The sequence below is a fragment of the Thermoactinomyces intermedius genome, from assembly GCF_013912365.1.
GTDB lineage: Bacteria > Bacillota > Bacilli > Thermoactinomycetales > Thermoactinomycetaceae > Thermoactinomyces > Thermoactinomyces intermedius.
This window is the reverse complement of sequence record NZ_JACETT010000005.1, coordinates 1-18,291: the sequence shown is the minus strand read 5'-3', so window position 1 is coordinate 18,291 and position 18,291 is coordinate 1. Positions and strand designations below refer to the sequence as shown.

18 protein-coding genes and 12 tRNA genes are annotated in these 18,291 nt (G+C 49.8%); 2 read left to right on the top strand and 28 right to left on the bottom strand.

Going from position 1 to position 18,291, the window contains the following annotated elements:
- Nucleotides 1–16: 16 nt before the first annotated feature.
- From H1R82_RS02005 to H1R82_RS01900, 22 genes are all read right to left on the bottom strand, one after another.
- Complete coding sequence (locus tag H1R82_RS02005) at nucleotides 17–970, bottom strand: 5-oxoprolinase subunit C family protein (protein ID WP_181732737.1); 954 nt, start codon at nucleotides 968–970, stop codon at nucleotides 17–19.
- On the bottom strand, nucleotides 967–1,767 hold the full coding sequence (locus H1R82_RS02000) for a LamB/YcsF family protein (RefSeq protein WP_181732777.1): 801 nt from the start codon (nucleotides 1,765–1,767) through the stop codon (nucleotides 967–969). The genes H1R82_RS02005 and H1R82_RS02000 overlap by 4 nt, the downstream gene beginning before the upstream one ends.
- Nucleotides 1,712–2,476 carry a 5-oxoprolinase subunit PxpB gene (gene pxpB / locus H1R82_RS01995; protein WP_181732738.1) on the bottom strand — a complete coding sequence of 255 codons (765 nt, stop codon included), beginning with the start codon at nucleotides 2,474–2,476 and terminating at the stop codon, nucleotides 1,712–1,714. The genes H1R82_RS02000 and pxpB overlap by 56 nt, the downstream gene beginning before the upstream one ends.
- A 151-nt stretch (nucleotides 2,477–2,627) precedes the next feature.
- Complete coding sequence (gene tsaD, locus H1R82_RS01990) at nucleotides 2,628–3,653, bottom strand: tRNA (adenosine(37)-N6)-threonylcarbamoyltransferase complex transferase subunit TsaD (RefSeq protein WP_181732739.1); 1,026 nt, start codon at nucleotides 3,651–3,653, stop codon at nucleotides 2,628–2,630.
- Nucleotides 3,616–4,113 carry a ribosomal protein S18-alanine N-acetyltransferase gene (gene rimI / locus H1R82_RS01985; protein ID WP_181732740.1) on the bottom strand — a complete coding sequence of 166 codons (498 nt, stop codon included), beginning with the start codon at nucleotides 4,111–4,113 and terminating at the stop codon, nucleotides 3,616–3,618. The genes tsaD and rimI overlap by 38 nt, the downstream gene beginning before the upstream one ends.
- Nucleotides 4,106–4,831, bottom strand: coding sequence for a tRNA (adenosine(37)-N6)-threonylcarbamoyltransferase complex dimerization subunit type 1 TsaB (tsaB, locus tag H1R82_RS01980; RefSeq protein WP_181732741.1), 726 nt, complete (start codon nucleotides 4,829–4,831; stop codon nucleotides 4,106–4,108). The genes rimI and tsaB overlap by 8 nt, the downstream gene beginning before the upstream one ends.
- Entirely contained in the window at nucleotides 4,828–5,286 is a 459-nt protein-coding gene (gene tsaE, locus H1R82_RS01975; RefSeq protein WP_181732742.1) for a tRNA (adenosine(37)-N6)-threonylcarbamoyltransferase complex ATPase subunit type 1 TsaE, read from the bottom strand. The genes tsaB and tsaE overlap by 4 nt, the downstream gene beginning before the upstream one ends.
- Before the next feature lie 5 nt (nucleotides 5,287–5,291).
- On the bottom strand, nucleotides 5,292–6,290 hold the full coding sequence (gene thiL, locus H1R82_RS01970; RefSeq protein ID WP_181732743.1) for a thiamine-phosphate kinase: 999 nt from the start codon (nucleotides 6,288–6,290) through the stop codon (nucleotides 5,292–5,294).
- A 75-nt stretch (nucleotides 6,291–6,365) separates the two neighbouring features.
- Nucleotides 6,366–6,439 (bottom strand) — tRNA-Gly (locus tag H1R82_RS01965).
- 11 nt (nucleotides 6,440–6,450) lie between these two features.
- Nucleotides 6,451–6,527, bottom strand: a tRNA-Pro gene (locus H1R82_RS01960).
- 18 nt (nucleotides 6,528–6,545) lie between these two features.
- A tRNA-Leu gene (locus H1R82_RS01955) sits at nucleotides 6,546–6,632 on the bottom strand.
- A 12-nt stretch (nucleotides 6,633–6,644) separates the two neighbouring features.
- Nucleotides 6,645–6,729: transfer RNA gene (locus H1R82_RS01950), tRNA-Leu, on the bottom strand.
- A 154-nt stretch (nucleotides 6,730–6,883) separates the two neighbouring features.
- Nucleotides 6,884–6,959, bottom strand: a tRNA-Lys gene (locus tag H1R82_RS01945).
- Between the two features lie 10 nt (nucleotides 6,960–6,969).
- Nucleotides 6,970–7,044, bottom strand: a tRNA-Gln gene (locus H1R82_RS01940).
- Between the two features lie 4 nt (nucleotides 7,045–7,048).
- A tRNA-His gene (locus H1R82_RS01935) sits at nucleotides 7,049–7,124 on the bottom strand.
- 12 nt (nucleotides 7,125–7,136) lie between these two features.
- A tRNA-Asp gene (locus H1R82_RS01930) sits at nucleotides 7,137–7,213 on the bottom strand.
- Between the two features lie 17 nt (nucleotides 7,214–7,230).
- Nucleotides 7,231–7,306 (bottom strand) — tRNA-Val (locus H1R82_RS01925).
- Nucleotides 7,307–7,310: 4 nt separating this feature from the next.
- Nucleotides 7,311–7,387: transfer RNA gene (locus tag H1R82_RS01920), tRNA-Glu, on the bottom strand.
- Nucleotides 7,388–7,393: 6 nt separating this feature from the next.
- Nucleotides 7,394–7,487, bottom strand: a tRNA-Ser gene (locus tag H1R82_RS01915).
- A 3-nt stretch (nucleotides 7,488–7,490) separates the two neighbouring features.
- Nucleotides 7,491–7,565 (bottom strand) — tRNA-Asn (locus H1R82_RS01910).
- Nucleotides 7,566–7,757: 192 nt separating this feature from the next.
- A complete protein-coding gene (locus H1R82_RS01905; protein ID WP_309544771.1) occupies nucleotides 7,758–8,462 on the bottom strand; it encodes a Bax inhibitor-1/YccA family protein in 705 nt (234 codons plus the stop codon).
- A gap of 116 nt (nucleotides 8,463–8,578) precedes the next feature.
- Nucleotides 8,579–8,908 (bottom strand): hypothetical protein, encoded by a 330-nt coding sequence (locus H1R82_RS01900; RefSeq protein WP_037998138.1) that lies wholly within the window; start codon nucleotides 8,906–8,908, stop codon nucleotides 8,579–8,581.
- Between the two features lie 131 nt (nucleotides 8,909–9,039).
- On the opposite strand from H1R82_RS01900, the gene H1R82_RS01895 reads away from it, so the two are divergent.
- The gene (locus tag H1R82_RS01895) at nucleotides 9,040–10,065 is read left to right on the top strand and encodes a ThiF family adenylyltransferase (RefSeq protein ID WP_309544770.1); all 1,026 of its coding nucleotides are present in this window, start codon (nucleotides 9,040–9,042) and stop codon (nucleotides 10,063–10,065) included.
- Nucleotides 10,066–10,090: 25 nt separating this feature from the next.
- On the opposite strand, the gene H1R82_RS01890 is transcribed toward H1R82_RS01895, so the two are convergent.
- A complete protein-coding gene (locus H1R82_RS01890) occupies nucleotides 10,091–10,993 on the bottom strand; it encodes an NAD(P)-dependent oxidoreductase (protein ID WP_181732745.1) in 903 nt (300 codons plus the stop codon).
- Between the two features lie 129 nt (nucleotides 10,994–11,122).
- Here H1R82_RS01890 and cmpA point away from each other — a divergent pair, with 129 nt between their 5' ends.
- Complete coding sequence (gene cmpA, locus H1R82_RS01885) at nucleotides 11,123–11,257, top strand: cortex morphogenetic protein CmpA (protein WP_181732746.1); 135 nt, start codon at nucleotides 11,123–11,125, stop codon at nucleotides 11,255–11,257.
- A gap of 30 nt (nucleotides 11,258–11,287) precedes the next feature.
- Here the strand turns inward: cmpA and H1R82_RS01880 are convergent, their stop codons facing one another.
- The 5 genes from H1R82_RS01880 to H1R82_RS01860 all read right to left on the bottom strand — a co-directional run bounded on the left by H1R82_RS01880 (nucleotide 11,288) and on the right by H1R82_RS01860 (nucleotide 17,731).
- Complete coding sequence (locus H1R82_RS01880) at nucleotides 11,288–13,429, bottom strand: Tex family protein (RefSeq protein WP_181732747.1); 2,142 nt, start codon at nucleotides 13,427–13,429, stop codon at nucleotides 11,288–11,290.
- Between the two features lie 316 nt (nucleotides 13,430–13,745).
- Nucleotides 13,746–14,720, bottom strand: coding sequence for a hypothetical protein (locus H1R82_RS01875; RefSeq protein ID WP_181732748.1), 975 nt, complete (start codon nucleotides 14,718–14,720; stop codon nucleotides 13,746–13,748).
- Nucleotides 14,721–14,795: 75 nt separating this feature from the next.
- The gene (locus H1R82_RS01870) at nucleotides 14,796–16,145 is read right to left on the bottom strand and encodes a HAMP domain-containing sensor histidine kinase (RefSeq protein ID WP_181732749.1); all 1,350 of its coding nucleotides are present in this window, start codon (nucleotides 16,143–16,145) and stop codon (nucleotides 14,796–14,798) included.
- A 73-nt stretch (nucleotides 16,146–16,218) separates the two neighbouring features.
- Nucleotides 16,219–16,944, bottom strand: a complete 726-nt coding sequence (locus tag H1R82_RS01865; protein ID WP_181732750.1) for a response regulator transcription factor — start codon at nucleotides 16,942–16,944, stop codon at nucleotides 16,219–16,221.
- Nucleotides 16,945–17,173: 229 nt separating this feature from the next.
- Nucleotides 17,174–17,731: a class I SAM-dependent methyltransferase gene (locus H1R82_RS01860; protein WP_181732751.1), complete on the bottom strand. Its 558-nt coding sequence runs from the start codon at nucleotides 17,729–17,731 to the stop codon at nucleotides 17,174–17,176.
- Nucleotides 17,732–18,291 lie beyond the last annotated feature (560 nt).

Below are 18,291 nucleotides of genomic sequence, written 5' to 3'. Positions count from 1 at the left end.
GACAAAGAAGGCAGCCTTATTTTTGGTTATGGGCGCTTAATTGTTTTAAAAAGCGGGCTTGTTCCATCAACGCTTCCCGCGCTTCTTCAAGCGACACCGGACAAAACCGGATCCGGTCGCCCGGCATCAACTGGGCGATCTTCGGAAAATCCGCACGGATCACCGTTGCAATTTGTGTGTACCCGCCGGTCGTCTGGCGGTCGGCCAACAGAATAAAGGGCTGTCCGTCCGCCGGAACCTGAATGGAACCAAACGTGACCCCGGCGGATATAATATCCGCTCCGTTTTTGTGTTCCACCGGCCCACCCAAACATTGCAGGCCCATGCGGTTCATCCGGTGTGAACATTGGAATGTGGCGGAAGTAAACCGTTCTTTACCTTTTTGGGTGAAGGCATCATCATGCGGGCCAAAAATCACCCGGATTTTTTCCGGTTCTTTCTTTTTTTTCTTTCGGAACCACACCGGCGGAAGCCTCCGCCCCTTTAAAACCGAAGGATCCATCCGCTTTTTTCCCACTTTCAGCTTGTCCCCTTGTTTGAGAGCCCGTCCGCCGTTTCCGCCGATCCCGGCGATGAGATCCGTGGACGCGCTCTTTAACACCTTGGGCACATCAATGCCTCCGGACACGGTGAGATAACAGCGGGCGCCATCCGGCTTTCCTTTCAGGGAGAGCAGACTTCCTTCCTTCCACAAAAAGACGGTTCCAAGCGGAATGTCCTTCCCTTCCAGCTTGGCCGAAAAATCCGCCCCGGTCAGGGCGGCCGCCAATGTTTCATGCGCACGGAAAACCGCCCCGATCAGGTTCATCTCAATACCGGGGGCATCGGGAGGATTTCCGACCAACAGATTCCCGGTGTTTAACGAAAAACGGTCCACGGCCCCGCCGACCGTCACTCCCCACGCCTGGTAACCCGTTCTTCCCCCGTCTTGTACCGTGGTCAAGAGTCCCGGATCCACCACTTCAATCATCCGAACCGGTCCCCCGCCGGACGAAGCACAATCCCCTCGTCCTCCAATTGTTTGCGTAAACGGGATACGAAAGAAACCGCTCCCGGATGGTCGCCATGCACACAAATCGTATCCGCCCTTAAAGGGACTACGGTTCCTTCGACAGTTGTCACCATCCTGTCTTTCACCATGGAGATCACTTGCCGGGCAGCTGCATGGATGTCATGGATCACGGCCTTCGGATGGCGGCGGGGGGTTAACGATCCGTCCGGCTGGTAAGTGCGGTCGGCAAATGCTTCTTCGGCCACCGTCAATCCGGCCTGTCGTCCGGCTTTGACCAGTTCGCTTCCGGACAGTGCAAATAAGATCAACTGCTTGTCCAAATCGCGGACGGCTTCGGCAATCGCCCGGGCCAATTCAGGTTGGACGGCGGCAAGATTGTACAACGCTCCGTGAGGCTTCACATGTTTCACCCGAACCCCTTCCACATCGGCAAATGCTTTTAATGCCCCCACCTGATAAATCACCATGTGGTACACCTCGTCCGCGGACATCTTCAGCTCACGCCGCCCGAATCCCATCAAATCGGGAAATCCCGGATGCGCCCCCAGGGACACTCCATATTGTTTGGCCAGTTTGACGCTGTGATACATGGTTTCCGGATCTCCGGCGTGGTAACCGCAGGCCACATTGCAGGAAGTAATCCACTTCATGATTTCCTCATCGTTTCCCAGCCGGTAATGCCCGAAACTTTCCCCCAAATCACAATTTAAGTCCACGGATGCTTGACCATTCACTTCCCTTCCCTCCTTTGACATAACGAATTGCAACAGGAAGTTCCCCATGATTGCATTTATCTTTGATGGCGTAAAACGCCGGCTCGTCAACGGGGACAAATTGCACCAGGTCCCCGGCGCGCAATAATGATGGAGGAGATTGCTCCGGGAGAAACAAAGGCAGCGGTGTCCTGCCGATAATTCTCCAACCGCCCGGCACCTCCAGCGGATAAACGCCGGTTTGTTCGCCGGCAATCCCGACGGAACCGGCCGGAATTTTCGGGCGGGGCGATTCCCGCCTCGGCATCGCAATCCGGGAAGACATCCCTCCCAGATAAGCAAATCCCGGAACAAAGCCGATCATATAGACAAGGTAAGTTCCGCCGGCATGAATCCGGATCACCTCTTTGGCATCCATCCGGCGGAAGCGGGCCAGTTCCTCCAAATCGGGGCCGAATTCCCCGCCATAACAAACCGGAATTTCAATCACCCGCACCCGATCCTGCCCATCATCCACGGATTCGGCGGAAAAATCCACCAACTTGGATTGAAGTTCAAAAGAGGATAATAAAAACGGATCAAAATGAATGGTCACCCCTGTATACGAAGGAACCCATTCCACCACCCCGTTGATCTTTTGCTGCTCCAGCCATTTGCAAAAAGCCAGCACCTTCCGGTGAACGGCCGGATCGATTCGATCCCCCAGTTCAACAATCAGGGCTTGTTCCCCCAAGCATCGAAACCGGATCATGTTCCCTCCTCCCTGACCAGTCTTCATATGACTTCATAATTTATTTTAATTTTAACATAATTTTATCTAAAATCTGATTATTCTTATCCTTATCTTTAAAAATAAAAAACCAATGTCGTCAGACATTGGTCATTCTTCTTTTTGTCTCTATTTAATTTTCCCTGATCAGCGGGAGGTTGGCGTCTGCGTTTAAGGTTAACCCGGCCGTTTTCCCGTCCAACAGCTGATAGGTTCCTGCCGCAGCAATCATGGCCGCATTATCCGTACAAAGTTCCAGCGGAGGCATTTGAAGCCGGATGCCTTCTTGTCCGGCCCGCTCCTGCAAATGTTTCCGCAAGCCTTTGTTGGCCGAAACCCCGCCGGCGAGCAACAAATGTTTCGCGCCGGTTTGATGTACCGCCCGCATCGCCTTTTCAATCAGCACCTCGAGCACCGCTTCCTGGAAGCTGGCGGCCAAATTGGCTTCATTGATTTCTTCTCCCCGTTGCCTGGCGTTGTTCACCAAATTCATGACAGCCGATTTCAACCCGCTGAAGCTGAAATCCAAGGAATCCGGTTCCAGCCAAGCCCGCGGCAGGTCATATTCAGGCGTTCCCGTTGCCGCCAGCCGGTCGATGTGCGGCCCTCCCGGATAAGGGAGATTCATCAACCGCGCCACTTTGTCAAATGCTTCCCCGGCAGCGTCATCCCTTGTTTTTCCCAAAAGCTGAAATTGATTGTGCTCCTCCATGTAGATCAGTTCCGTATGTCCGCCGGAGACCACCAGCGCCACCAACGGGAAGGACAGCGGTTGCACCAGATGATTGGCATAAATGTGCCCTGCAATATGGTGCACCGGAATAAGCGGTTTTCCGGTGGCAAACGATATCGCTTTGGCCGCAGCCACCCCGATCAACAGCGCCCCGACCAACCCCGGGCCCTGGGTCACGGCAATTCCGTCCACTTCCTCCAAGCTGACCTTGGCATCCTGCAAAGCTTTTTCAATAATCAACGTGATCCGTTCCACATGGCGCCTGGAAGCCACTTCCGGCACCACGCCGCCAAATTTGCGGTGGATGTCCATCTGTGATGAAATCACATTGGATAAAACAGTGGTTCCGTTTTCCACAACGGCGGCGGATGTTTCATCACAACTTGTCTCAATTCCCAGAATGATGGTCCTTCTGTTCTCGTTCATTTAATGTCACCCACATAATTATCGCATCTTCTTTATTGTCGGTATAATAGCCTTTTCGAATTCCCGAACGGACAAATCCCAGTTTCTCATACATTCTTTTGGCCACTTCATTGGATACCCGCACTTCCAAGGTCATCTTTTCCGCACCCAATTTTCTCGCCAAATCCATCACATAACTTAACGTCGCTTCGCCAATCCCTCGGCCCCGGTAATCCGGGTGAATGGCAATGTTGGTAATGTGCGCCTCGTCCAAAATCAGCCAGAACCCGCAGTAGCCGATCACTTTCTCATCATACGTGGCAACGGTGTAGTAAGCAAACTGGTTAAACATCAACTCATTATAAAACGCCTTGCGCGGCCAGGGGGTGGGAAATGAGCTTTTCTCCACCAGTTCAATCTGCGGCAAATCCATGATTTCCATCGGACGAAAAGCCACCAGATCGAGCGATTTTTTAGCCATTCGCCCCTTCCTTCCGTTGTTTTTTTAACCAATTGGCCTCGGCTTCGGTCATCTGCAAATACTCCGGGGAGAAATCCGGTGGTTCCGGCTGTTCCTGCCGGCTCCATTTTTGATAAGCCAGCCAAGCCAACGATGCCGGTCGGGGAATGTTTTCCTGCGGGGTTCCGAAACATGCCTGTTTGCCGAGTGTGGACCGGATGTCTTCTTCAAAACGAACCACGTCATCCCCCAAAAACAAAATTGGTTCGCCGGACTCTTTCAATTGTTGCAACCAAGCATCCACGGCAATCACTTGTTGGGGCAATTGTTCACGGATTTCATGGTTGCCCATGCGAAAGGCCCCGGTATAAACCCTGCGCCGGCGCGCATCAAACATCGGAACCACCCATCCGTCAAAACGGGCGCCGTTTAATGCCAACACCGCCAAACTGGACGCACTGTAAAGCGGGATTTGTCTTGCCCAGGACATGGCCTTGGCGGTGGTCACCCCGATGCGAATGCCGGTGTAAGACCCCGGTCCCCGTGTCACCGCCAAATGGGTGAGATCATCCACGGCAAGATCCAGGTCGTTTAACAGCCGCTCAATGGTGGGCATCAAGCGGACCGAATGGTTCTTGTGTAAATTGGTCACCGTCTCTCCCAAAATTTTTTGGTTTTCCAGATCCATCACGGCCACACCCATCACCAGCGTGGAGGTATCCATGGCGAGTAATTTCATCGGGCTGCCAACTCCTTCATCAATGAATTCCAACGCGGATCTTTGGAGCAAATCCGGATGCGCCTCCGGTCCGGCTTCACCGTCAAAAACATCCACAACGTGGAATCCGGCAGGAGCGGCTCCACACGGGACGCCCATTCCACCAAACAAACCCCGTCCCCGTAAAAATACTCTTCCAATCCCAGCTCTTCTTCCGGAGAATCAATGCGGTACACATCCATGTGATAAAGGGGAAGCGTCCCTTCATATTCTTTGATAATGGTAAAGGTCGGGCTGTCCACCGGCCCCGGGATCCCCAGTGCTTTTGCAATTCCTTGGGCAAATGTCGTTTTGCCGGCTCCCAAATCCCCTTCCAGCGCGATGATATCCCCGGGTGTCAAATGCCGTGCAATGGTTCGGGCCAATGCCTTCGTCTCTTCTTCGCTGAACGTGTCAACCGTGCATTCTTTTTCCACAAATATCACCTGTTTGCAAAATGATTGTAACCGGATTTCTCCACTTTCAACCGCTTTTTATCCACTATTTTTTCAACACCGGGTTCCCCGGATTCCACTTGGCCGATGGCGGCGATTTTCCAATTTCTTCTCTTTGCCTCCCATTCAAAAGCTTCCCAGTGCTGGAACGGAACAGTTCCCAACAATTGAAAATCTTCCCCTCCGCTCCATACCCACTGATACGGATCCTGCCCGGAACTTTCCGCATAAGAAAGCAAAGCCGGAGACAAAGGGATTTTGTCTTCTTCAATCACGATCGTGACGCCGCTGGCTTCGGCAATTTCCCAAGCTTCCCGCGCCAGCCCGTCACTGATGTCATTCAGGGACACGCGGCTGTAAAAAGGAGAATCCGAGAGCCAAGGTCCGATCTGCAGCGGGGGATCCGGGCGACAGTGCGCTTCAATCAACGGTTTTTCCCCGTCAGAAGCTGTCCGGTTCTTCAACAGCAGATCCAATCCTGCCGCAGAATCCCCCAAAGTGCCCGTGACAAACAAAATGTCCCCCGGTTTGGCCGCCGAACGCCGGAGCGCATGTCCTTTCTCCACTTCCCCCGTCAAGGTCAACGTTAGGGTCAAAGGTCCGTCGGTACGGGTGGTGTCCCCGCCGATCAGGGTCACTTTGATTTCTTCTGCATACGCATACAATCCCTCGTAAATTTGGAGCAATTCATCTTCCTGCCATCCATCCGGAACCGATGCGCTGATCAGGGCATAAACCGGCACCCCGCCCATTGCATTGATGTCGCTTGCATTGACGGCAAGCAGTTTGCGCCCGATTTCCTGCAATGAAAGGGTGTCCCTGCGAAAATGGACGGTTTCCACCATCGTATCACAAGTCAAGACCATGGAATTTCCGGAAAGAGGCTGGACAACCGCCGCATCATCCCCGATATCCACTTCGATGTGCCTGTCCGGAGTCGGACGCCGGCTCAACCAAGACCGAATGAGCGCAAATTCGTCTTGCACCTTCAATCTCTCCTTTGACGGTAAAAAAATAAGGATCGCAGCAGTCACCGCGATCCGTTTTTCTCATCTCTATTTTGGAGCGGGTGAAGGGAATCGAACCCTCGCATTCGGCTTGGAAGGCCGATGTTCTACCACTGAACTACACCCGCAAATATAAAAATGGTCGGGGTGACAGGATTTGAACCTGCGACCTCCTCGTCCCGAACGAGGCGCTCTGCCAAGCTGAGCCACACCCCGATATAAGAAGTCTTTGCTTGGTGCGGTCGGCGAGACTCGAACTCGCACGGCCAAAGGGCCACTACCCCCTCAAGATAGCGTGTCTGCCAATTCCACCACGACCGCCCGGTTTACGTTTGGTGCGGGTGGAGGGAGTTGAACCCCCACGCCCGAAGGCGCTAGAACCTAAATCTAGTGCGTCTGCCAATTCCGCCACACCCGCATGACTGCTAATACGCACTGTCAGCTCTCATATCGACGAAAAACAGAATAACATGCTTTCGGGATAAAGTCAATAGAAAATTTATTTTTTATCGCATGTCCATTCATCATGAAAGCCTCCTCAGCGAAAACCCCACCAAGGAGGCCAACCACTGTGGTGAGCCATGAAGGACTCGAACCTTCGACACCCTGATTAAAAGTCAGGTGCTCTACCAACTGAGCTAATGGCTCAAATTTGAAATGGCTGGGGAAGCAGGATTCGAACCTGCGCATCACGGAGTCAAAGTCCGTTGCCTTACCGCTTGGCTATTCCCCATCAATGGGGCGACCGGTGGGAATCGAACCCACGAATGCCGGAGCCACAATCCGGTGCGTTAACCACTTCGCCACGGCCGCCACGCATAAAATTGGCGGAGCTGACGGGATTCGAACCCGCGATCTCCTGCGTGACAGGCAGGCATGTTAGGCCTCTACACCACAGCTCCGCAACATCATATGGAAATGGTGGACGCTGACGGGATCGAACCGCCGACCCTCTGCTTGTAAGGCAGATGCTCTCCCAGCTGAGCTAAGCGTCCGTTTTGGTGACCCGTAGGGGATTCGAACCCCTGCATGCCAGCGTGAAAGGCTGGTGTGTTAAACCGCTTCACCAACGGGCCACGTTATGGCGGAGAGAGAGGGATTCGAACCCTCGCGGGGCCAGTAAGACCCCCTAACGGTTTAGCAAACCGTCCTCTTCAGCCACTTGAGTATCTCTCCGCATGGCTCCTCAGGCAGGACTCGAACCTGCAACCTACCGGTTAACAGCCGGGCGCTCTACCATTGAGCTACTGAGGATCATCAACAAGAGACAGATTGTATTATACCAAATCCCAAGCCAAATGTCAAGGGATTTTTTCGTTTTTCTTTAGTCGTCATCAGTGACAATTAATAAATTACCATGCTCCACATTTCTCGTCAAGAGTTTTTTTAAAAAAATAATTTTTATTTTACAGCCCTCCCGCTTCCGCAAGAGGGCCTTTGTTGCCATCAGTCATCACTGCTTAAGATCGACAAAAGGTTTTTAAAGATGATGATAAAATCAAGATACAACATCAGCGCGCCGAAAATGGCCAATTTGGTTGCCGTTTTTTCATCATATGCCCGTTCGCTCATTCTTTTGATGTATTGAATGTCATAAGCCGTGACAATGCAAAAGACCAAAACCAAAAGATAAGAAATCACCAGTTCCACAACGGAGCTATGCAGGAAGAACAAATTGACCAGCGATGCCAAAACGAGGCCGATCGCCCCCATGATTGCAATGGAACCGATTTTGGTCAAATTGATTTTGGTCACGTAACCGATGACGGCAAACAAGCCAAACATCCCGGCCGCAATGAGAAATGCCGTCCCGATCAGGGCCAGATCAAACTGCGCCAGGATCAATGTGAAGGTAACCCCGTTTAAAGCGGCATAGAGAAAGAAAGCGAAGGTTGCCATAAACGGAGTCAGCTTGTGAAGCAGCGCAGACAATCCGAACACCACAATCAATTCGGCAATCAAAATTCCCCAGAAAACTCCGGGAGTGGACGCCAAAAAGACCGGCACATCCGGATTGCTGTACAAAGCGATCGCGATAATCGCGGTCATGGACAAACCGGCAAACATCCAGGAAAACACACGTTGCATCAACCGTTGTTGAATTTGTACCGCAGTGGTTTCATTCATACCGGGAAAACGGGTTTGCTCCACGGAAATCCCCCTCATCTTCATCTTTATCAAAAAATTAGTATATTTCCAATCCCCCATAAAATCAAGCCGGCTCCCCCGGCAAAGAAAGCAAGGATCCCGTTCTTTCCCGTCAGTATTTACCGGATCACCCCGATTTCCCGCAATTGCTCCCGGGTCTTTTCGGTTCCCAATTGGTAAATCATTTGGTAGATCCTGTTGATTTCTCTGTCTTCTTCCGCATTTTCCGCCGCTTCATTATCCAAAAACGGAACATGGGCTTTGGCGAAAAACTGCAACTCCGTTTCCTGGGCCTCGGCAAATAACTTTTCCAACTGCTCCACCTCTTGCGGGGTGGCTTCAATCTCATATTGGAAAACGGGGCTGTTTTCATCTTTTTGTGCCTGTATTTCGCCCGTGTGCGTTCCGAACTCAAGCGATACATAGTATTTTCTTTTTTCCTGTTCCACCTGATCACCTCCTCTCTTTTTCACTGTTTCCTTTTCTCTAAACATTGATGCACCCAAACTCTCCATTCTCAGTTTCATCCTTCTGTGAGAAAATAAGGATATGCGAAAACCAAAGGAGGCACAGCAGCAAAGTGGACCAGCAACGATACTCCAGACAAATTCTTTTTGCCCCGATCGGTGAAGAAGGACAAAAAAAATTGTCCCAAGCCCGTGTGGCCGTCGTGGGAATGGGAGCGCTCGGCACCGCCCTTTCCAACCATATGGCCCGGGCCGGCGTCAAATTTTTGCGTCTGATCGACAGGGACTTTGTCGAAGCCAGCAATTTGCAGCGGCAAATGCTTTACGACGAAACGGATGCCCGGCAACACTTGCCGAAAGTGATCGCCGCCAAAAACAAATTGCAAGCCATCCGCTCTGATCTTGAACTGGAAGCACATATCGCCGATCTGACCTGGCGCAATGCGGAAGAACTGTTGTCCGATGTGGACCTGATTTTGGACGGGACAGATAACTTTCAAGTGCGATATCTTATCAATGACTTGAGCATCAAACATCAAATTCCCTGGATCTACGGAGGCGTTGTCGGTTCCCGGGGAATGTCCTTTACAATCCGGCCGGGAAAAACGCCTTGCTTGCGCTGCATCTTTCCGGAATCGCCTGCCCCGGGAACCGCGGAAACTTGTGACACCGCTGGCGTCATCGGGCCGGCCGTGCATGTGATCACCGCATTTCAAGGAGCGGAAGCGATCAAACTGTTGACCGGAAACGAAGAGGCTTGTGAAACACGCCTGCGCCATATCGACTTGTGGTCCAACCATTTTCAAGCCTTGGATATCAGCCACCGGAAAGAAGACTGCCCGGCATGCGGCCGCAAACAATGGGAATTCCTTCACCCGGCCCGCAAAGGCCCTCAAGAAGTATCCATGTGCGGAAGACAGTCGGTGCAAATCACGCTTTCCCAGCCGCTGGATCTGGACGTTTTGGAATCCCGGCTGCAAAAAGTGGGAAAAACCAGCAGAAATCCCTTTTTGTTAAAAGCGGATCTGTCTGAAGACGGGCTCGAATTGGCCATCTTTCCGGACGGGCGCATCTTGGTGCAAGGAACCACGGAAATTAAAACGGCCAAAGCGGTGGTCGCCCGTTATGTGGGCATTTAAAAAAGGAGCGGATGAATACCGCTCCTTATTTCTTATCCACAATCTCGACATTCCCCAGCTTTTCCATCACCCGGATCAATGATTGGGTTCCATCCTCATTTCCCCCATAGGCTTGGACCGAACGGAGAAGCTGTTGAACCACGGCCGTCCCCGGAAGGGGCAATGCCATTTTTTCCGCTTCTTCCAAAACAATCCGCAAATCTTTTTGCTGGAACCGGACGGTGAATCCGGGCGAAAGATCCCCTTTGATCAACCGGGGACCGTAATTGGACAAAGCCCAGGATCCCGCAGCCCCCCGGGTCGTCACCTCCAGCATTTTTTCCAAATCCACCCCGGACTTTTTGGCAAACGCAAACGCTTCAACCATGGCCAGCAAGTTCAATCCGCACAAAATCTGGTTGCAGGCTTTGACGGTTTGCCCGGCACCCACGGGCCCGCAATGGGTGATGGAAGACCCCATCGCTTGAAAAACCGGCATCACCCGCTTTACATCTTCTTTTTCTCCGCCAACCATGATCGATAACGTCCCGTTTTTCGCCCCGGTGTCCCCGCCGCTGACAGGGGCATCCATCATGATGATCCCTTTCTTTTTGGCCCGTTCGGCAAAGTCCCGGGTGGCATCGGGAGAGATGGTGCTCATGTCGATCCAATAAGTCCCCGGCCGGGCTCCGTGAATCAATCCGTTTTCCCCTTCCGCCACTTGCCGCACGTCATCGGTGTCCCCGACCATAGTGATCACCAATTGGCAGGTTTTGGCCAGCTCTTTGGGAGAAGAAGCGGTTTTGGCCCCCCATTTTTCCGCTTCTTTCATTTTGGACTCTGTCCGGTTCCACACCGTGACGTCAAATCCGGCGCGGTAAAGGTTATAAGCCATCGACCGTCCCATGATCCCCAAACCGATGAAACCGATTTTCCACGATTGCTCCATCAATCCTCCTCCTTTCTTCGAACCAATCTTCACACTTCTTATCTTACAAAATCCGTCCGGAAAGCGGAGCACATCGAACGCATTTTTACATATGTATAAATAAAAGTTTTTTTAGGGGGAACGGAAACAATGCCTAAGTGGCTGATCAAGCAACTCATGCAAGCGTTTCTCAACAAAGACCGCCGGCAAATTATTTTTTTAAACCAATGTTGGTTTGAATACCACAAGCAGGGAAAAATCCGACTTGATTCGCCACAAGCCTGATTAAAAAAGCGCCCGCATCCGGGCACTTTTTCAGCTTAAAGGAACCATGCTCAATCCGACTCTTTCCCGTTCGATATCCACTTCGGCCACCCACACGTCCACAATGTCCCCGACCGTGACGACATCCATCGGGTTCCGCACGTACTTTTCACTCATTCTCGAGATATGAACCAAACCGTCATTTTTCAGCCCGATGTCCACAAAAGCGCCAAAGTCCACGACGTTCCGGACCGTTCCTTTCAAATGCATGCCAGGGCTGAGGTCTTCCAGCTTCAACACGTCCGAACGGAGAAGCGGTTTCGGCATTTCATCGCGGGGATCCCGCCCCGGACGCAACAAAGCTTCAATGATATCCTTTAACGTGGGAACCCCGCAGCCCAACTCAGCGGCCGTTTTTTCGACATCCACTTTTTTCAGCATTTCTTTGCATGCATCGGTTCCGATTTGTTCCGGCTTGAATCCCGACAGGTTCAAAAGGCCTTCTGCAATATGGTAAGACTCGGGGTGAATCGGGGTTTGATCCAGCGGGTTGTTCCCGTCATGAATTCGCAAAAACCCGATGCATTGCTCATAAGTTTTGACTCCCAAGCGGGGAACGTCTTTCAACTCGGTGCGATCCATGAAACGGCCTTTTTCTTCCCTTAGTTTCACAATATTTTTGGCAACCGACGCACTGATCCCGGATACATATTGCAAAAGAGACGGGGAAGCGGTGTTGACATCCACCCCCACATAGTTCACGACCGATTCCACCACATTGGCCAAACTGCGGCTCAGCTCTTTTTGCGAAACATCATGTTGGTATTGTCCCACGCCCACTGATTTCGGGTCAATTTTCACCAATTCCGCCAAGGGATCTTGAAAGCGGCGGGCAATGGAAACCGCACTGCGCCTAGCGGCATCCAGGTCCGGGAACTCTTCTTTGGCCAATTTGGAAGCCGAGTAAACACTCGCTCCCGCTTCATTGACAATCACATAATAAACCGGGCGCGGTGCTTCCTGAATCACTTGGGCGACAAAAGCCTCCGTTTCGCGGGATGCTGTTCCGTTTCCAATGGTGATGACCTCAATCGGATATTTGTCAATCAGCTCCAACACCGTGGATTTGGCTTCTTCCACCTTTTCCTGGGGCTTGGTCGGGTAGATCACGCCCACTTCAAGCATTTTTCCCGTTTCATCCACCACTGCCCATTTGCAACCGGTGCGGTAAGCCGGATCGATCCCCAACACCGTTTTTCCGCGGACCGGCGGCTGCAACAATAAATGCCTCAGGTTTTCAGAAAAGATCTGAATGGCGTGCTCTTCCGCCTCCTCCGTCATCCGGGAACGCACTTCCCGCTCGATGGACGGGGCAATCAGCCGCTTGTAGCTGTCTTGAATCACCGATTCCAAAAAAGAATGGACCGGAATGGAAAACCACCGGGCCAACCGCTCATAAATTTTTTCTTCGTCCACGTTGATCTTGATTTTGAGAATTTCTTCGCGCTCTCCCCGGTTTACCGCCAAAATCCGGTGGGGCGGCATCTTATGTACAGGCTCCGAATAATCATAATACATTTCATAAACGGACCGGCTTTCCTGATCTTTGGCGGCGGAAACCAGAATGCCCGTCTTCCAGGTGAATTCGCGCACCCATTTCCGGATCTCCGCATCCTCGGACAATTCCTCCGCCAATATGTCCATCGCCCCTTGCAACGCTTTTTCTTTTGAATCAATCTCCTTTTCCTCATTGATAAATTGAAGCGCGGTTTCTTCAATCGCAGACGGATCGGTCGTCTCCGCCATGATGCGCGCCAGAGGTTCCAGCCCTTTTTCACGGGCAATGGATGCTCTGGTTTTTCGCTTCGGCCGATAGGGAAGATACAAATCCTCCACTTCCTGCAACTTGGTCGCCTGCTCAATTTTTTGCCGCAGTTCATCGGTCAACTTCCCTTGTTCGTCAATGAGGCGGATCACTTCTTCTTTCCGGGAGGCCAGTTGCGTCAAATAATGATATCTTTCTTCAATCTGCCGTAATTGTTCTTCATCCAGTTCCCGGGTCTTCTCTTTGCGGTAACGGGCAATGAAAGGAATGGTGTTTCCTTCTTCCATCAGCCGGACAGCGGCTTGCACCTGTTCCGTCAAAATCCCCATCTCTTTGGCGATCAGGGAAAACATCCGTTGTTGATCCATAACTTCTATCACCTGCTTTCTTCCTCTCAAACAAAACCGAGCATTTACGGCTCAACTTTATTTATTGTAACGAAAATGCAACCGGACCGGTCCGCAGCTTGGAACAAAAGATGGAAGATTCGTTGACAAAACAATAAAACGACTTCTCCAGCCCCTGTAAAAATACCTGCCTCAGGCGGGACAACCCCCTCCGCTTTCCCTTGCCATCCCCGGATAAAATCCTCCTCCCCCCTTCCGGAAAGCCCGATGACGCAAAACGGCTTTATATGGTTGCAAGTCCCATATAAAGCCGTGGCATTGTTTTTTGATCCGGAAATTATTCTTTTGAAGCGCTGTAATCGTTAAAATAAGCGACATTGTCCGAAGCCGTGTCTCCGGAAGATTTTCTCCGGTTTGCATGGAACCAGAGCTTATCCCCGTTGGCAATTCCGACCCCTTCAATCTCGAAAAGATCCGGATATTGACCGGACGTGATGCGGAAAGACAGATCATCATCGGCATGGATCGTGCCGGAAGCCGTGGAGATATTCCGGTAAACGAGGATGATGCTGACGTTTTTGTATTTTTCCACCGTATTGCCGGTCAGCGGAAAATATAACGTGTCGTTGTAATAACCGATTCCCTGGGTGGCAAATTCCGTGATTTCCGGAGGGACGGGCTGATGATTGACCAACGCGTCTTTAATATTTAATTGAAAAGCTTGAGTCACATTGATCGTGCCGCTGGTTGCATTCAGCGGAAGATCCCCCCGGTAAAAAGTGGTTCCGGATTTAAAGAGAAAGTGGATGTTGTCAGCATCTTTTCCGGTGATCGCCACTCCCGACATCGCTTTGTTTTCGCCATTGTATTTGATCGTGTAGTTTCCGGCTTTATAATACTTCGTCCCTTCATACTTCAGTTTCACCAAGCTCATACTGCCGGCTTTCATGGTGACAACAAACATATAATAATTTCCGTTGTTGCTGTGTAAGGCAATATCATTGGCGTGGCCAAGGTAGTTTGCGTAAGTGGTTCCGTTATCCCCGTTCGTCATGAGTGTCGTGGTTCCGTCACTCATCCTCGTCCGGTAAATCACTGCCTTGGTTTCATCATTGTTGATTTTGACGGAATAGGTGTAAGTCGACCCCACGGCAAATCCTTGCGCGGCGTAACAACTGTTGGCATTGCCGAGAAGCGAAACGGTGGTATACGTGTTGTAATAGGCCGCACCGGCAGTGTCCGGCAGCAGGATCGAAGCGCACAAGACAATCACCACAAACATCAGAACCCATTTCATCTTGCCTGGTTTCATAAACGACCCCCCTTATGAATAATATTCTATGCATTCATCTAATTCCTCTTTAAATTCAAAATAAAAAAACGATATTTACTCTGCGGGAAGACCAATTTGAAACCGGATCATCCCTTCCCTTTGACAGGCTTGAATTGTTCCTTGATGCATTTCTACAATCCGTTTCACGATTGCCAGCCCCAATCCGGATCCGCCTTTGGAACGGGAGGGATCCCCCGTGACAAACATCCCGAACAGTTGTTGAAAAGTGTCCGGATCAATCGGGTCGGCCGGATTCGCGATCTCGATCACCGCTTTCTTTTCCCTGGGATATGTCTTAATTTCCAAAAACCCCGGCCTTTTGGCATAGCAAACGGCATTTTGAATGAGATTGTCAAACAACCGCACCATCAAAAGCGGATCTCCTTTGACCCGCAGTTCGCCGTTACATAACATCTTTTTCATTTCCAAGTCTTCCTGTTCCCTCAGCATGAACGATTCTTCCAATAACTGTTCCAATAAAGTATTCAAGGAAATAGTTTCGGTTTGGATTTGGATTGGTTCATGTGTCAACCTGGCATAATCAAACAAGTCATCGATCATTTGTTTCAGCTTTTCAGACTTGGAAAGGGCGATCTTAATAAATGAAACCAATTCTTCTTTTTTCATGTCGGAATGGTCCTGCACGAATTTCAAATAGCCGATGACAGAGGTCAGGGGTGTCCGCAGGTCATGGGAAATGCTGGTGATGAGCCCGTTGCGTTCCCGCACTGCTTTTTGTTCTTGCTCCCGCTTTTTTTCCAATTGTTCCGCCATCCGGTTCACATGAACTGCCATCGAGGCGATTTCATCCCGTCCCGTCTCCTGCAAACGGCAGCTGAAGTTCCCTGCTGCAATCTCATTCATCCCTTGCACGACCATTTCAATCTGTTTTAATTTCTTATGGGTCAGAAGCAAATACACCACGATAAAGAGAAAGACAGCCGTAAGCGATGTCAGGACCGAATTGACCCTTCGATAAACTCCGGTGACCGGACGATGCTTCTTGCCGGCGATAAAATAAACCTCTTTCTTCCGCAACGAAAAAGGATATATCGCAACAATTTCCCTTGATCCCGCGTCCTGACGGACGGTTTCTTCTTGCCGGGCCATCTTCATCTGGATTTGATAAAGATCCACTTTGGTTTCCGAAACATTTCCCGAATGATAAAGAACCTCCCCTTCCTTGCTTACAATCATCAGCTTCATGCCGGTCTTTTTCATCTGCCGGTTTAAGGAATGGTTGATTTCCTCCTGTTTCATCCGTTGAATGACCGGCGCCAAACCTTTGATCCTTTGTTGCAATTCCAGGTTTGTCGGATACGTATAATAAGGTTCAGTCGTATAAAAAATATATTTTGTGAATCCAAATGAAAGCCATGCACAAGCCACACTTATCAGAACCATCCCGATCATTTGGATCCTGAAACTAAATGCAATCCTTTGGTACAAACATAAAAAGACTTGAGGAATCCACTTTTTAACCACGGAAATCCCGGGCCGGTGATTCCTGAACTTTATAACCAACCCCCCATACCGTTTGAATGATCGTCGGCCGTTTGGGATCCGGCTCAATCTTTTCCCGAATCTTTCGAATATGAACCATAATGGTGTTATTGGATGTCAACATCGGTTCATTCCATACCCTTTCATAAATTTGTTCAGCGGTAAAAACCACTCCGGGATGGCGGGCCAGCAAAACCAAAATATCAAATTCCCTGGGGGTAAGCCGGACTTCTTTTCCATTTGCAAAAACTTGTCTTGAAAGCAGATGGATGATCAGGTGCTGAACCGTGATCACATTTTTTAAACCGGAACTTTTCGCAGCAAAATAAAGATACCTTCGCAAATGAGCTTTGATTCGGGCCACCAGCTCCAAGGGATTAAAAGGTTTGGTCATATAATCATCCGCCCCGATACTCAATCCCTGAATTTTATCCAAGTCATTCGTTTTTGCCGTCAGGATGATAATCGGCATCCAGTATTTTTCCCGGATGCGGATACAAGCTTCCAGCCCGTCCATTTCCGGCATCATCAAGTCCAACACCATTAAGTCAATGGAATGCGACCCGGCCAACTGCAATGCTTCCTTTCCATTGGTCGCCTGTAAAATGCGATATCCTTCGTTGTGTAAATAAAGTTGCATGAACCGTCGGATTTCTTGATCATCATCCACGAGCAGAATCACCGGTTGATCCTTTCTCATTGTGTTTTCCCAACCGCCTTTTTCTTTGAGTTTTGAGAACGCCGCAAAACAGATGGAATATTCCAAAAAACCAAAAGCTGCCCAAAAAGGGCATCCTCTGTTGCACCCCCGGCAACCGGACCCATACCAAGAGAGAATGCACCGGTCCGGAAATCCGTTCCCCGTATTCGCCCATAACCCCATTCGTCCCCAATAAACCTCTTCTCCTGTATCCATGCAATTCTCCTTCTTATTTTGAACATACATAAACAAAACCGGGGGGCAAATTCACGGGTACAAACCGCACGTCCACTTTTCCGAAATGGCTTCTCAGCATGGACAACATATGCAAAGAATATTGATAAGCTACAAACACCCCGTTACCCGACAATACTTGCCGGATTTCATTCAATATATTCATACAGTCCTGTTTGGAAAAATTGGCAAAAGGCAACGAAGAAACCACACAATCCGCCTGGTTCATTCCCCGCAGGTGTAATTCCCGTTTCAAATTTCTTGCATCACAACAATGAATAAACCTTGGAAATTGATCTTTTAAATACCGGCGGAGCTCAGGATCCAGTTCAAAAGTGATCACCCGGCAGGAAGGATTCACCCGGTTTGCAATTTCCCGGGTTACCACTCCGGTTCCCGCCCCCAATTCCAATACGGTTTGGGTTTGGTCCCAATTTACCGGTTTCAGCAGGGAATTGGCAAGATACCTGGAACTCGGGGTGATACTGCCGATGGTTCTGGGCGAAGACATGAATTTCGAGAAAAAAAGGATTCTTTCCATGAGCGATTGCATTCATTTTGCAGCTCCTTTTTGCGAATTTGAATACAAGATAAAGCATAATTCTTAAAATAAAAGAAGCTTTTTTCTTATCATTTCCTTAAGAAACATTTTCTTGCGTAAAACCCCCTCCTTATTTTTTGAATATTCCAAAAACAAAATAGATGAAACGCCTCCATTCCTTTATTCACCGATGTGGAAAGGAGGAGCCCTAAAGAACAGGGGAAGCCGGTTTTGAAACAGAAGATTGTTCACCTTAGCACATACCAATGATAGCGCATTCATAATTAAAATTTATCATTTCAAAACAAAACTCATAAAAATACAAATCAATTAAAAAATCATGCGAACTAAAATTTATCTTTCCGCCGAACCGGTTTCTTTATAAAACCGTTTTTTTCCACGGGTAAAAAGGAGGGAATATGTGGAAAACGACGCAATGCTTATAACTTTGGGTTTTGGAGAATATTAATATATGAATTTTTCATGCAATCATCTTCTTGAAAAAGAAAAATTATACAATTTGAAATTAAGTGTGGAAGAAACCTATGGATGTTTGGTAAACTATATTATAT

What these genes read in the sequence shown, in the direction of transcription:
- H1R82_RS01880 (WP_181732747.1), bottom strand. Translation starts at nt 13,429, where the DNA reads ATGGATCAACAACGGATGTTTTCCCTGATCGCCAAAGAGATGGGGATT.
- H1R82_RS01865 (WP_181732750.1), bottom strand. Translation starts at nt 16,944, where the DNA reads ATGAGAAAGGATCAACCGGTGATTCTGCTCGTGGATGATGATCAAGAA.
- pxpB (WP_181732738.1), bottom strand. Translation starts at nt 2,476, where the DNA reads ATGATCCGGTTTCGATGCTTGGGGGAACAAGCCCTGATTGTTGAACTG.
- tsaD (WP_181732739.1), bottom strand. Translation starts at nt 3,653, where the DNA reads ATGAACGAGAACAGAAGGACCATCATTCTGGGAATTGAGACAAGTTGT.
- rimI (WP_181732740.1), bottom strand. Translation starts at nt 4,113, where the DNA reads ATGGCTAAAAAATCGCTCGATCTGGTGGCTTTTCGTCCGATGGAAATC.
- cmpA (WP_181732746.1), top strand. Translation starts at nt 11,123, where the DNA reads ATGCCTAAGTGGCTGATCAAGCAACTCATGCAAGCGTTTCTCAACAAA.
- H1R82_RS02000 (WP_181732777.1), bottom strand. Translation starts at nt 1,767, where the DNA reads ATGTCAAAGGAGGGAAGGGAAGTGAATGGTCAAGCATCCGTGGACTTA.
- H1R82_RS01875 (WP_181732748.1), bottom strand. Translation starts at nt 14,720, where the DNA reads ATGAAACCAGGCAAGATGAAATGGGTTCTGATGTTTGTGGTGATTGTC.
- H1R82_RS02005 (WP_181732737.1), bottom strand. Translation starts at nt 970, where the DNA reads ATGATTGAAGTGGTGGATCCGGGACTCTTGACCACGGTACAAGACGGG.
- H1R82_RS01890 (WP_181732745.1), bottom strand. Translation starts at nt 10,993, where the DNA reads ATGGAGCAATCGTGGAAAATCGGTTTCATCGGTTTGGGGATCATGGGA.
- H1R82_RS01860 (WP_181732751.1), bottom strand. Translation starts at nt 17,731, where the DNA reads ATGCAATCGCTCATGGAAAGAATCCTTTTTTTCTCGAAATTCATGTCT.
- tsaB (WP_181732741.1), bottom strand. Translation starts at nt 4,831, where the DNA reads ATGAAATTACTCGCCATGGATACCTCCACGCTGGTGATGGGTGTGGCC.
- H1R82_RS01870 (WP_181732749.1), bottom strand. Translation starts at nt 16,145, where the DNA reads ATGGTTCTGATAAGTGTGGCTTGTGCATGGCTTTCATTTGGATTCACA.